This is a genomic window from Dankookia sp. P2, assembly GCF_050632255.1.
Lineage (GTDB): Bacteria > Pseudomonadota > Alphaproteobacteria > Acetobacterales > Acetobacteraceae > Paracraurococcus.
This window is the reverse complement of record NZ_CP192581.1, coordinates 4,509,124-4,521,589: the sequence shown is the minus strand read 5'-3', so window position 1 is coordinate 4,521,589 and position 12,466 is coordinate 4,509,124. Positions and strand designations below refer to the sequence as shown.

The 12,466-nt window shown below is 69.5% G+C and carries 12 protein-coding genes and 1 pseudogene; 7 read left to right on the top strand and 6 right to left on the bottom strand.

The annotated features are described in order from the left end of the window. Positions 1–57: 57 nt before the first annotated feature. The 7 genes and pseudogenes from ACQ86J_RS26765 to ACQ86J_RS26735 all read left to right on the top strand — a co-directional run bounded on the left by ACQ86J_RS26765 (position 58) and on the right by ACQ86J_RS26735 (position 7,792). Positions 58–663: a lyase family protein gene (locus ACQ86J_RS26765; RefSeq protein ID WP_431267924.1), complete on the top strand. Its 606-nt coding sequence runs from the start codon at positions 58–60 to the stop codon at positions 661–663. A 1-nt stretch (position 664) separates the two neighbouring features. Next, positions 665–892 (top strand): ribbon-helix-helix domain-containing protein, encoded by a 228-nt coding sequence (locus tag ACQ86J_RS26760; RefSeq protein WP_431267923.1) that lies wholly within the window; start codon positions 665–667, stop codon positions 890–892. 157 nt (positions 893–1,049) lie between these two features. Further along, a complete protein-coding gene (gene rutA / locus ACQ86J_RS26755) occupies positions 1,050–2,126 on the top strand; it encodes a pyrimidine utilization protein A (protein WP_431267922.1) in 1,077 nt (358 codons plus the stop codon). Between the two features lie 7 nt (positions 2,127–2,133). Beyond that, entirely contained in the window at positions 2,134–2,805 is a 672-nt protein-coding gene (locus tag ACQ86J_RS26750) for an isochorismatase family protein (protein WP_431267921.1), read from the top strand. Positions 2,806–3,114: 309 nt separating this feature from the next. Then, on the top strand, positions 3,115–4,914 hold the full coding sequence (locus ACQ86J_RS26745; RefSeq protein WP_431267920.1) for an FAD-dependent oxidoreductase: 1,800 nt from the start codon (positions 3,115–3,117) through the stop codon (positions 4,912–4,914). Between the two features lie 33 nt (positions 4,915–4,947). Continuing rightward, positions 4,948–6,740: pseudogene (locus ACQ86J_RS26740) on the top strand (2-oxoacid:acceptor oxidoreductase subunit alpha). Beyond that, on the top strand, positions 6,737–7,792 hold the full coding sequence (locus ACQ86J_RS26735) for a 2-oxoacid:ferredoxin oxidoreductase subunit beta (protein ID WP_431267919.1): 1,056 nt from the start codon (positions 6,737–6,739) through the stop codon (positions 7,790–7,792). Before ACQ86J_RS26740 ends, ACQ86J_RS26735 begins: the two are co-directional and overlap by 4 nt. Before the next feature lie 95 nt (positions 7,793–7,887). On the opposite strand, the gene ACQ86J_RS26730 is transcribed toward ACQ86J_RS26735, so the two are convergent. The 6 genes from ACQ86J_RS26730 to ACQ86J_RS26705 form a co-directional block, all read right to left on the bottom strand. Next, on the bottom strand, positions 7,888–8,904 hold the full coding sequence (locus ACQ86J_RS26730; protein ID WP_431267918.1) for a hypothetical protein: 1,017 nt from the start codon (positions 8,902–8,904) through the stop codon (positions 7,888–7,890). A gap of 164 nt (positions 8,905–9,068) precedes the next feature. Further along, the gene (locus ACQ86J_RS26725; RefSeq protein ID WP_431267917.1) at positions 9,069–9,272 is read right to left on the bottom strand and encodes a hypothetical protein; all 204 of its coding nucleotides are present in this window, start codon (positions 9,270–9,272) and stop codon (positions 9,069–9,071) included. Between the two features lie 5 nt (positions 9,273–9,277). Continuing rightward, a complete protein-coding gene (locus ACQ86J_RS26720) occupies positions 9,278–10,102 on the bottom strand; it encodes a sterol desaturase family protein (protein ID WP_431267916.1) in 825 nt (274 codons plus the stop codon). 56 nt (positions 10,103–10,158) lie between these two features. After that, entirely contained in the window at positions 10,159–10,857 is a 699-nt protein-coding gene (locus ACQ86J_RS26715) for a GntR family transcriptional regulator (RefSeq protein ID WP_431267915.1), read from the bottom strand. A 204-nt stretch (positions 10,858–11,061) separates the two neighbouring features. Beyond that, a complete protein-coding gene (locus ACQ86J_RS26710) occupies positions 11,062–11,355 on the bottom strand; it encodes a DUF6166 domain-containing protein (RefSeq protein ID WP_431267914.1) in 294 nt (97 codons plus the stop codon). Beyond that, on the bottom strand, positions 11,352–12,461 hold the full coding sequence (locus tag ACQ86J_RS26705) for a Zn-dependent alcohol dehydrogenase (protein WP_431267913.1): 1,110 nt from the start codon (positions 12,459–12,461) through the stop codon (positions 11,352–11,354). Before ACQ86J_RS26705 ends, ACQ86J_RS26710 begins: the two co-directional genes overlap by 4 nt. Positions 12,462–12,466 lie beyond the last annotated feature (5 nt).

Genomic DNA, 12,466 nt, shown 5'->3' with positions numbered 1-12,466 from the left:
TCGTCGCCGAGCGCAGCGGCGCTGGCCTTCACCCCCAACCCGAACAAGTTCGAGGGCATGGGGGCACATGACGCCATGGTCGAGCTGCAGGGGGTGATGAACGTCATCGCCGTCTCGCTCAACAAGCTCGGCAACGACATCCGCCTGCTCGGCAGCGGGCCGCGCTCCGGCCTTGCCGAGCTGATCGTGCCGGCGGACGGGCTCTCCTCCTCCATCATGCCGGGCAAGACCAACCCGACCCAGTCGGAGGCGCTGACCATGGTCTGCGCCCAGGTGATGGGCAACACTACTACCGTCACCGTCGCCGGGGCGCAGAGCTTCCTCGAGCTCAACGTCTTCAAGCCGGTGATCATCCAGGCCGTGCTGCAATCGGCGACGCTGCTGGCCGACGCGGCGGAGAGCTTCGCCGAGAACATGGTGGCCAAGCTGCAGCCGAACCACGAGCGCCTGGCGGAGAACATGGCCAAGTCGCTGATGCTGGTGACCGCGCTGAACCCGCATATCGGCTACGACAAGGCGGTGCGGATCGGCAAGAAGGCGCTGGCGGAGAACCTGACCCTGCGCAACGCGGCGCAGCAGCTCGGCTTCGTCAGCGGAGAGGATTTCGACCGCTGGGTCCGGCCGGAGGACATGGTGGCGCCCGGCGCCTCGCTCGGGGATTGAGATGGCGGCGGCCCGTCATCTGCGGAAGCGCAGCTTCCAACTGGCGGGCCACCGCACCTCCGTCGCGCTCGAGCCCGAGTTCTGGACGGCGCTCGAGGCAGCGGCGCAGCGGCATGGGCTGAGCCTGGCGGCATTGGTGACGCGGATCGACACCGCCCGCGGGGACGCGGCGCAGCCGCTGGCCAGCGCGCTGCGGGTGCATGCCCTGGCGGAGGCGGCGCAAGGCTGACGCGGCGCGCCGCCGCCCATCGATGCGGCAAATGCGGGCACGTCGCCTATTCGTGCGGCACAACAAATGCCTTGCCGGCCAACTGCCCCTGTGGTGTTCAATTGCCCCATCGCGGAACGCGCCTCGTGCCGCGCCGCCTGACGGAGCAGCAGCCCCCATGCAGATCGGCGTCTTCATCCCCATCGGCAACAATGGCTGGCTGATCTCCTCCACCTCTCCGCAATACAAGCCGAGCTTCGACCTGAACCGCGAGGTGACGCAGCGCGCCGAGCGCCACGGCTTCGACTTCGCGCTGTCGATGATCAAGCTGCGCGGCTTCGGCGGGCCGAGCCGCTACTGGGACTTCAACCTGGAAAGCTTCACGCTGATGGCCGGCCTCGCCGCCGTCACCAGCCGGATCAAGCTCTTCGCCTCGGTCGCCGTGCTGTCGATCCCGCCGGCGCTGATCGCCCGCATGGCGGTGACCTGCGACAGCATCAGCCATGGCCGCTTCGGGGTGAACATCGTCTCCGGCTGGCAGAAGGCCGAATACACCCAGATGGGCATCTGGCCCGGCGATGCGCATTTCGAGCGGCGCTACGAATTCTGCGAGGAATACGTCACCGTCCTGCGCGACCTGTGGACGACCGGCGTGTCGAACCACAAGGGCCCCTATTTCCAGATGGAGGATTGCCGGCTGGACCCGCAGCCGATGGCGCCGATCGAGATCATCGCCGCCGGCCAGTCGAACCGCGGCATGCGCTTCGCGGCCGAGCACGCCGACTACAACTTCCTCTCGGGCGGCGGCATCAACACGCCGCAATCCCTCGCCCCGCATGTCGAGCGGCTGCGTGCGGCGACCGCTGCCTCGGGCCGCAACTGCGGCGCGCTGGCGCTGACCATGATCATCGCCGACGAGACCGACGAACTGGCCATGAAGAAGTGGGACCACTACGTCGCCGGCACCGACCTCGAGGCGCTGGCCTGGCGTGATGGCCAAGCCGGCCAGGATGTGAAGGCGGAGGCGCATTCGACCGTCGGCCGCATGGTGCGGTCGGACCGCGTGCCGACCAACATGCTGCGGCTGATCGGGTCCTACGAGACGGTGGCGCGGCTGCTCGACGAATGCGCCGAAATCCCCGGCCTGCAGGGCGTCATGCTGACCTTCGACGAGTTCGTCTCGGGCGTCGAGAATTCCGGCACCCGCATCCAGCCCATGATGAGGAGCCGCGCCAATCTCGGCATCGCGGCCTGAGCCGGCGATGCAGGAAAGCCCGCTGACCGCGCGACAGCTCTGGGCGGCGCTGCAGGTGGCGCCGCCGCGGCGGCGTTTCGGCTTCGGCCGGCGCGCCGCGCTGATCAACGTGGACCTGCAGCGGGCCTATACCGACCTCGTCGCCTTCCCAACTACGGCCTACGAGACCGATCCGCGGCAGCTGGACCAGGTGGACCGCCTCGCGGCGCTTTGCCGCACCCGCGGCTTCCCCGTCGTATGGACCCATGTCGCCTACGACGCCGACGGCGCCGATTGCGGCGTCTGGGGGACCCGCAGCGACACGCCGGACAGCCTGCAGAACATCAGGCCAGGCTCGCCGCGCGCCGCGCTCGACCCGCGGCTGAACATCGCCGCCGGCGACATCCTCCTTCGCAAGCGCATGGCCTCGGCCTTCTTCGAGACCCATCTCCGCTCCCTGCTGACCTTTCGCGGCGTCGACACCATCGTCGTCACCGGCGGCTCCACCTCAGGCTGCGTCCGCGCCACCGCGGTGGATGGCCTGTCCTGCGGCTTCCGCGTCATCGTGCCGGTGGAGTGCACCGCGGACCGGCATGAGGGCCCGCATTTCGCCAATCTCTACGACATGGCTGTCAAATACGCGGATGTGCTGCCGGTGGAGGAGGTGCTGGCCGGCCTCGCCGCCATGCCCGGCGCCTGAAGCCGCCGCCTCGTGACCGATGCCGCACGCTGACGTGTAGGGGAGCCGCCTCGCGCCGCCCTGCCCCGCAGCGCATCATCGGCGCCGCTCGCCCGGACCGGGGCCGCAATCACGCCTTTTCGGCCAGACGGCGGGGTCGTTGCGGGATTTTCGGTTGTGGGGCAAGCTTCGCCGGCCCGTAAGGGCGTGGGAGGAAATCAATGCGAGTCCTGGCCATCCAGCCGGTTCCGGCGTCGCGTGCCGGGCGGGCGGAGCGCCACCGGCTCCCATCCCAGCTGCAATGATCCCCGCAACGAGGGAACCGTCCGCTTGAAGCCGACCGACATCCGCGATCCGGACTACTTTCACAAGGTCGTCGATTGCCAGTGGGCCTGCCCCGCCCACACCCCGGTCCCCGAATACATTCGGATGATCGCCGCGGGACGGTACAGCGACGCCTACATGGTCAACTGGCAGTCCAATGTCTTCCCCGGAATCCTCGGCCGCACCTGCGACCGGCCCTGCGAGCCGGCCTGCCGCCGCAGCCGGGTGGAGGACGAGCCCGTCGCCATCTGCCGGCTGAAGCGCGTGGCGGCCGACAACAAGGCCGATATCCGTGGCCGGCTGCCCGCCATCCCCGCAGCCGGCAACGGCCGCCGCATCGCCTGCATCGGCGCCGGCCCGTCCAGCCTGACCGTCGCCCGCGACCTCGCCCCGCTCGGCTACGAGGTGCATGTCTATGACGGGGAGAAGCAGGGCGGCGGCTTCATCCGCAGCCAGATCCCGCGCTTCCGCCTGCCAGCCGAGGTGATCGACGAGGAGGTCGGCTACATCACCGACCGTGGCGGCGTCACCACGCATTACGGCCAGCGGGTCGAAAGCCTGAAGGCGCTGCTGGCCGAGGGCTATGACGCGGTCTTCGTCGGCTCCGGCGCCCCGCGCGGGCGGGAGCTGGACGTGCCCGGCCGGGCCGAGGCCGCGGCCAATATCCATATCGGCATCGACTGGCTCTCCTCCGTCTCTTTCGGCCACATCAAGGAGGTGGGTAGGCGGGTCATCGTGCTCGGCGGCGGCAACACCGCGATGGATTGCTGCCGCTCCGCCCGCCGCCTCGGCGGGGAGCAGGTCACGGTCGTGGTGCGGTCCGGCTTCGAGGAGATGAAGGCGAGCCCCTGGGAGAAGGAGGATGCGCTGCGCGAGGGCATCCCCATCCGCAACTTCCTGGTGCCCAAGGAAGTGCTGCACGACAATGGCCGGCTCACCGGCATGGTCTTCGAGAAGGTGCGCGCCGAATACGACGCCCGCGGCCGCCGCCAATTGGTGCCCTCCGGCGAGCCGGACGAGGTGATCGAGGCCGACGACGTGCTGGTGGCGATCGGCCAGGAGAACTCCTTCCCCTGGATCGAGCGCGACATCGGACTCGAATTCGACAAATGGGGCCTGCCGAAGCTCGACGAGGTGACCCACCAGTCCACCATCCCCAACGTCTTCTTCGGCGGCGACGCCGCCTTCGGGCCGAAGAACATCATCTGGGCCGTGGCGCATGGCCATGCCGCGGCGATCTCGATCGACCTCTTCTGCCGCGGGGAGGATGTGGCGAAGCGCCCGCCGCCCGACACCGCGCTCGTCAGCCAGAAGATGGGCATCCACGAGTGGAGCTATGACAACGACGTCTCGCTCGACCTGCGGTTCAAGGTGCCGCATGCCGAGGACGCGGTGGCGCTGCGCGACATCACGCTCGAGGTCGAGCTCGGCTACGACCGCGAGATGGCCTTCAAGGAGGCCGAGCGCTGCCTGAACTGCGACGTGCAGACGGTGTTCAGCGCCAGCCTCTGCATCGAATGCGATGCCTGCGTCGACATCTGCCCGGTGGACTGCATCACCTTCACCCCGGACGGGGAGGAAGCGGAGCTGCGCACCCGGCTGAAGGCGCCGGCGCTGAACCTGACCCAGGATCTCTATGTCCAGGACGGGCTGAAGACCGGCCGCGTCATGGTCAAGGACGAGGATGTCTGCCTGCACTGCGGCATGTGCGCCGAGCGCTGCCCGACGGGAGCCTGGGACATGCAGAAATTCCTGCTGGAAGCCGCCAAGGCCGTGAAGGGGGTGCACGCATGCGCAGCGGAGTGACGGCGACGAACGACTTCGTCGTCACACTCGCCAATGTCAACGGCTCGGGCTCGGCCAGCGCGAACCAGCTCTTCGCCAAGTCGATCCTGCGCATGGGCATCCCCATCGCCTCGCGCAACATCTTCCTCCAACATCCAGGGCCTGCCGACCTGGTTCGAGGTGCGGGTCAGCGGCGAGGGCCATCTCGGCCGCCGCGGCGGCGTCGATCTCATGGTCGCCATGAACCCGCAGACCTGGGATCGCGACATCGCCGAGATCGATCCCGGCGGCTACCTGCTCTACGACAGCACGCGGCCGATGCCGGCCTCCCGCTTCCGCAGCGACATCAACGTCATCGGCGTGCCGCTGACCCAGATCTGCAACGCCAACTACACCGATGCGCGGCAGCGCCAGCTGCTGAAGAACATCATGTATGTCGGCGCGCTCTCGGCCCTGCTCGGGATCGAGCCGCCGGTGATCGAGCAGCTGCTCGCCGAGCAGTACAAAGGCAAGGAGAAGCTGGCCAAGCCGAATCGCGACGCCTTCCACATGGGCCGCGACTGGGCGCTGAAGAACCTCGACTGCCCGCTCGGCCTGACCCTCCAGCGCTCGGACGCGGTCGGCGACCGCATCTACGTGGAGGGCAATGCGGCCGCCGCGCTCGGCGCGGTCTATGGCGGCGCCACGGTCTGCGCCTGGTACCCGATCACCCCCTCCACCTCGCTCGCCGAGGCCTTCGAGCGCCATTGCAAGCGCTTCCGGACCGAGCCGGAGACGGGCAGGAAGCGCTACGCCATCGTCCAGGCGGAGGACGAGCTGGCCTCGATCGGCATCGTCATCGGCGCCGCCTGGAACGGCGCCCGGGCCTTCACCGCGACCTCCGGCCCCGGCATTTCCCTGATGCGGAATTCTTCGGCCTGGCCTATTTCGCCGAGATCCCGGCCGTCATCTTCGACGTCCAGCGGGCCGGGCCCAGCACCGGCATGCCGACCCGCACCCAGCAATCCGACGTGCTCTCGGCCGCCTATGCCAGCCATGGCGACACCAAGCAGGTCGTGCTGCTGCCGGAAGATCCGCGCGAGTGCTTCGACTTCGGCGCCAGCGCCTTCGACCTGGCCGATCGGCTGCAGACCCCAGTCTTCGTGCTGCTCGACCTCGACATCGGCATGAACGACTGGCTCTGCGAGCCCTTCGCCTGGGACGACACGCGCCAGCTCGACCGTGGCAAGGTGATGACCGCCGAGGAGCTCGAGGCCGGGCGCACCTTCGGCCGCTACCTCGACGCCGATGGCGACGGCATCCCCTTCCGCACCTATCCCGGCACCCATCCGCAAAAGGGCGCCTTCTTCACCCGCGGCACCTCGCGCGACCGCTTCGCCAAGTACACCGAGGTCGGCAGCGCCTATGTCGACAACATGGAAAGGCTGCTGCGGAAGTTCGACACGGCGAAGCAGATCGTCCCCCATCCGGTCGAGCGCCCCGCCGCCCAGCCGACCCGCACGGGCGTGCTGTACTACGGCAGTTCCTCGGCGGCGATGAAGGAGGCGCTGGGGCAGCTGGAGGCCGATGGCATCCATCTGGATGCCATGCGCATCCGCGCCTTTCCCTTCCATGACGACGTGCTGGACTTCATCGCCCGGCACGACCGGGTCTTCGTGGTCGAGCAGAACCGCGACGCCCAGCTGCGCACCCTGATCATGACGGAGGGCAATGTCGATGCCTCCCGCCTGATCCCCATCCTCCACTACGACGGCACGCCGATCACCGCGCGCTTCATCCGCGCGGCCATCGCCGACCGCGCCTCGGCGCTGAAGGTCGTGCCCTTTGCCGGAGCCGCCGCGGAATGAGCTTCCTTCCCAAGCCCAAGCTGCACCACCCGAAGCTGCCGGTGAACGCGCTCGGCTTCACCCGCCGCGACTACGAGGGCGCGATCAGCACGCTCTGCGCCGGCTGCGGCCATGACAGCATCTCGGCCGCCATCATCCAGGCCTGCTTCGAGCTCGACATCGAGCCGCATCGCGTCGCCAAGATGTCGGGCATCGGCTGTTCGTCCAAGACGCCGGACTACTTCCTCGGCGCCAGCCACGGCTTCAACTCGGTGCATGGCCGGATGCCGTCGGTGCTCACGGGGGCCAACCTGGCGAACCGGGAGCTGACCTATCTCGGCGTCTCGGGCGATGGCGACAGCGCCTCGATCGGCTTCGGCCAGTTCGCGCACAGCATTCGCCGCGCCGTGAATATGACCTACATCGTCGAGAACAACGGGGTCTACGGCCTGACCAAGGGCCAGTTCTCGGCGACCTCGGACAAGGGCTCCAAGGCCAAGAAGGGCGCCATCAACAACGACGAGCCGATCGACTTGGTCGGCATCGCGCTGCAGCTCGGCGCCACCTTCGTCGCGCGCAGCTTCTCCGGCGACAAGACGCAGCTCGTGCCGCTCATCAAGGCGGCGCTACGGCATCCCGGCCCGGCCTTCATCGACTGCATCAGCCCCTGCGTCGCCTTCAACAACCACGAGGGCTCGACGAAGAGCTACGACTTCGTCCGCGAGCACAACGAGGCGATGAACCAGCTCGACGTCATCCTCGGCCGAGACCCGATCAGCGCGGAATATGCGCCGGGCGAGGTGCGGGAGGTGACGCAGCATGACGGCTCCGTCCTGCGGCTGCGGAAGCTGCACGAGGACTACGACCCGACCGACCGTGTCGCCGCCATGCACCACCTGCACGAGCGCAAGGCGGCCGGCGAGATCGTCACCGGCCTGCTCTACATCGACCCGGAGCCCGAGGACCTCCACCACCACCTGGATACGGTCGCCCTGCCGCTGAACCGGCTGGACGACGCATCGCTGGTGCCGGGCTCCGCGGCCCTCGACAAGATCAACGCCGCGCTGCGCTGAATTCCTCCGGGGGAGGCACCGCCCTCCCCCTTGGACCAGGGTTGTCGAGCCGGCGATTCAGCCGCCTGAATGCTTCCACTCAGGATGATCGCAGGTTAGCGACGCGTGGCGCAGCCGTTACGCACATGCGCCTGCTCGGCCGGCGACAGCGGCAGGCCCTGCTGGAAGCGGAACACCGCCTGGGTGCAGGCACGGTCGATCCGGTCCGGCGCCCGGGCCGCAGCCTTCTGCACCGGGGCCTTCGGCACGGTTGGCGGCAGCGGCAGGCTAGCCGAGGCGACCTCGGCCGGCTCACCGGTATCGGACCCACCGAAACTAGGTGCCGGCACCGCCGGCGGCAGGACCGGCGGCGCCTCGGCGACCCGCTCGGTGGCCGTCTCCGGGATCGGCTGCGGCACGGCCGGCATCGCGGCGACCACCGGCTCCGCCTCCCGCAGGACCGCCGCGGGCGGCGCGGCCGCCGGGGCCGCCGCCTCGCGCGGCGGAGTCGCCGCGGGGATGGGCAGCGCAGCCAGGTTGATGGGGGGCGGGGCGGCGGGGGTAGCCGGGGGAGCATCCGACAGCAGCATCACGCCGCTGGCCAGCCCGACCACGAAGGTCGCTGCGAAGCCCAGCATCAGGCCCAAGCGCCCGTGCCAGGGGCGCCGCGCCTCCACCGGGACGTCATCCACATCCTCGTCGTCCATCGGCGTCGCAACGGGCATCGCCCGCGGGCCACGCGCCGCGGCGCCGGGCACGTCCCAGGCGCCATCCTCGGCCAGCGCGGCCCGGGCAGCGGCGATCCAGGCACCCTTCCCCGGCACGGTCAGCGGCGGCAATCTGGAAAAACCCTCGGCCATGATGCCGGGCAGCGACCGCCAGGCGGCGAGCTCGATCCGCCCGTGCCAGACCGGCAGGTAGCCAGGAAAGGCCGGCCAGAAATTCGCCGCGCCCAGCGCCCGGCGCAGCCGCGCTTCGGCATTCGGGGTCGCGTCCGGCGCGACATCCACCAGCGCCACGCCGGTGGTCGGGTGCGCCAGTGCCCAGCAGCCGGTCGGATATCCCACCGGCCCGGCGGTGCCGGTCCGGCAACGACCGAGCATCGCCCAGCCTTCGGGCAGCGCGCCCAGCAAGCCTGCCGCGGCATCCTCAGTCGTCGCGGTCGGCCAAGCCCCTGCGGGGTGCAGTCCAGTTCCTTCGTTCACGCTGGGCTCCCCGTTTCCCATCCCTGTGCTTTAGGGAACGGAACCGGGATGTGGGGGTTGCAATCCCGTGATGGCAGGCCTTTCCACACCAATTACAGATCGGCGCGCCATATCCACAATCCGATCGCACCACTGACCACGGCACCACTCACCAGTGACGCGATATTGCCAACACCCAAATCGCGTGCAAGCGCCTGCCACAGCACGAAGACGCCGATCGCTACCGCGATCCCGCCGAACAACGAGGCGCGGGAGGTCTTGATGCCGCCGCCATCCAGCGGCGTCAGCGCGGCCACCGCCGCTACTCCGCCGCCACGGCCTGGGGCCGCGGCATGCCGGCCTGCGGGTCGTCCAAGGTATGGCGCACCCGCTTGAGGTCGCCGCGCACGAAGCGCACGTCATAGCCGTTCAGCAGATGGCCGAGCAGCCCACGCTTCAGGTCGCTGGTGCCGAAGAACCAATCGGCGATCGGATAGGTCAGGTTGAAGTTCCGCTCCATCATGATGGCCGTGTTGTGGTGCGCGGCATGGTGGCGGCGGATGGTGTTGATGAAGGGAAGGTGCCGGACGATCCGGTCGTCCTTCACGTGGCAGCAGAAGTGGAAGAATTCGTAGTTCAGGTAGAGCGCCGTGTTGGTCATCAGCAGCAGCCAGCCGGCATCCGGCAAGCCCGCCGCGCGCAGCACCCAGGCCGGCACCAGTGACATCGCCAGGAAGGTGATCAGCGCATAGGGCGGGAAGAAGACGATGCGGAAGTCCCGCGCATTGTCGATGGTGTACTCGTTCTCGGTGAAGAACTGGTGGTGCGCCAGGGTGTGCCGCTTGTAGATGCCCATCAGCCCCTTGAGCGGCCGGTGCATGACATACTTGTGGATCCACCACTCGAACGCATTGGCGCCGAGGAAGGCCGCGGGCACCACGAGCCATTCGTACCAGGCCGGGCTGCCGAGCTGCCGCGCGCTGTACCAGATGGCGGCGCCGCCGATCGCGTAGATCAGCGCGACATGCGCCCAGCCGTGATAGAGCCGGCCGATCCGCGCGCGGAAATCCGCCCGGAAGGCCTGTTGCCGGCGGGAGAGGCGTTCCCGCTTCAGCGCCGCCGTCGCCTGTGTCGCGATGCCATCCATCCCGCGTCTCCCCGGCGCAAGGCCAAGCCTGATATATCAGGCCCGTGTCGCGGGGGTCAAGGCGAGGGCTCGGGCGCGCGCGCCAGGGTCCGCCGGGTGAAGGCCTCGATGAAGTCGACCAGCGCGTCGGATGCCGCGGCGGCCTGCTCGGCATCGCCCGCCGCGATCGCCCGCGCCAGCGCCGCATGCACGGCGGCCGATGCCTCAAGCCCGGTTGCCTCGCGCCAATGCAGGAACCAGAAGCGCCGCGACAGCCCATGCATCAGCGCCATGGCGGCAGTGGCGAACTCGTTCCGCGCCGCCTCAAGCACCAGCAGGTTCAGTGCGCGGTCGAGCCGCAGGAAGCCGGTCTCGTCCTCCGTCGCCGCGGCCGCCTCCATCCCCGCGGCGATCTCGCGGAACCGCGCCCGCTGCGCCGCATCGGCCCGACTGGCCGCGGCACGCGCGATCAGCCGCTCGATCTCCCGCCGCACCTCCAGCAGGCGCAGCTGCTCACCCACATCGACGGCGGCGACGACGATGCCGCGCCGCGGCAGGATCCGCACCAGCCGCTCCCGCGCCAGGCGCTGCAGCGCCTCCCGCACCGGCGTGCGGCCGAAGCCGAGCCTGCTGGCGAGCTGCGCCTCGCTCACCACCTCGCCCGGGGCCACATCCAGCGTGACGATGGCTTCCTCGATGGCGCGGTAGGCCTGCTCGGTCAGGGTCGCGTCGGGCTCCGGCACCGGGCGGCGGCGAACAGGACTGGTATCAGGCATGATGCTGCTTTCGCGGAAGGACTCGGTTCGGCCACGCGCCCCGCATTGACAGACGACTGACCTTAAGACAGTTTGGCGCCGCGGGAGATATATCACTCGCCGCGAAGAATGCCGAGTTTGGGGAGGTAGGTGGCGGGCTGCGCAGGCGGGGTCCGACGGGGACTATTTTCCCGTACGGCCGGCTCGCGCGGCCCGTTCGTCCCGTCAGGTTTGCCCGGCCAGGGCCGCGTCGATCTCCTCGCTCGTCAGTATCCAGGCATTGTCCAGCTCCGCCACCACGCCGCGCATGAAGCCCTCGGTCAGCGCCAGCGCGCGCGCCGGATCGCCGAGATGGTCGCAGAGCAGGGCCAACGCCAATTGCCGCGGCCCGTCGCCCTCATAGGTCCATTCGAAGCCCATGGGGGAGAAGCGCCGCACCTCGAAGCGCGGGTCGAGCGGTTCACCATCCACCGTCACCTGCGCGCCCGAGAGGCCGCGCCCGCCTTCGTAGATCTTCATGCGAACATCACCACGCTGCGGATAGCCTCGCCGCGCTTCAGCGCGGCGAAGCCCTCGTTGACTTCCGGCAGCGATATGCGGCCGGTGATCAGGCTGTCGAGGTCGAGCCTGCCATCCAGCCAGGCCTGCGCCATGGCGGGGAAATCCTCGGCCGGGCGGGCGCCGCCATAGCTGCTGCGGGTGATGCGCTTCTCCTGCATCAGCGCGCCCCAGCGGAAGGCCACCTCCTCCTGCACCCCGACCTTGCCAAGCCAGACCACCTGGCCGCCGGCCCGAACCGCCTCGACGCTCAGGCGGAAGCCGGCGGGGACGCCGGCTGCCTCGAGCACCACATCGGCGCCGCGGCCCGCGGTCAGCGACTTCGCCAGCGCCACGGGATCCTCCGCCCGCGGGTCGCACAGCACCGCGGCGCCTGCGCGTTCCGCCATCGCCCGCCGCGCCGGGTTGGGATCGACCGCGATGATGCGCCCCGCCCCGGCCAGCCGCGCGCCCTGCACGGCGGCGAGGCCCACCGCGCCGGTGCCGATCACCATGACCGTCATGCCCCATTCGATGCGCGCGACATGCGTCGCGCCGCCGAAGCCGGTCATGACAGCGCAGCCGAGCAGGCAGGCCCGGTCGGGCGGGATCGCCGCCGGCACGCGCACCGCCTGCTGCGCCGGCACGACGACGTACTCGCTGAAGCCACCGAGATACATCAGCTGGTGCAGCGTGCCGCCATCGTCGCAGGCCAGGCGCGGCCTGCCGTCGAAATGCAGCGCCTTCGGCCCGTTCGCCAGGAAAGGCTCGCAAAGGATCGGCTGGCCGCGGCTGCAATGGAAGCAATGGCCGCAATGCGGGTTCCAGGACAGCACCACGGGATCGCCAACCGACAGCGACGTCACACCCTCGCCCAGCGCGGCGACATGCCCGGCGGTCTCGTGACCCAGCACGGCGGGAAGCCGCAAGCCGAGCTGGCCCTCGATCACCTCGAGATCGGTGTGGCAGAGCGAGGCGGCGGCGACCTTCACCAGCACGTCGCCGGGCGCCAGCGGGCCGAGGCGGATGCGCTCGACCGCCATGGGGCGGCCGACCTCGCGGAGGACCGCGGCCTGGCATTCCGTCATCGGCA

What these genes read in the sequence shown, in the direction of transcription:
- ACQ86J_RS26750 (WP_431267921.1), top strand. Translation starts at nt 2,134, where the DNA reads ATGCAGGAAAGCCCGCTGACCGCGCGACAGCTCTGGGCGGCGCTGCAG.
- rutA (WP_431267922.1), top strand. Translation starts at nt 1,050, where the DNA reads ATGCAGATCGGCGTCTTCATCCCCATCGGCAACAATGGCTGGCTGATC.
- ACQ86J_RS26705 (WP_431267913.1), bottom strand. Translation starts at nt 12,461, where the DNA reads ATGACGGAATGCCAGGCCGCGGTCCTCCGCGAGGTCGGCCGCCCCATG.
- ACQ86J_RS26760 (WP_431267923.1), top strand. Translation starts at nt 665, where the DNA reads ATGGCGGCGGCCCGTCATCTGCGGAAGCGCAGCTTCCAACTGGCGGGC.
- ACQ86J_RS26735 (WP_431267919.1), top strand. Translation starts at nt 6,737, where the DNA reads ATGAGCTTCCTTCCCAAGCCCAAGCTGCACCACCCGAAGCTGCCGGTG.
- ACQ86J_RS26715 (WP_431267915.1), bottom strand. Translation starts at nt 10,857, where the DNA reads ATGCCTGATACCAGTCCTGTTCGCCGCCGCCCGGTGCCGGAGCCCGAC.
- ACQ86J_RS26720 (WP_431267916.1), bottom strand. Translation starts at nt 10,102, where the DNA reads ATGGATGGCATCGCGACACAGGCGACGGCGGCGCTGAAGCGGGAACGC.
- ACQ86J_RS26710 (WP_431267914.1), bottom strand. Translation starts at nt 11,355, where the DNA reads ATGAAGATCTACGAAGGCGGGCGCGGCCTCTCGGGCGCGCAGGTGACG.
- ACQ86J_RS26765 (WP_431267924.1), top strand. Translation starts at nt 58, where the DNA reads ATGGGGGCACATGACGCCATGGTCGAGCTGCAGGGGGTGATGAACGTC.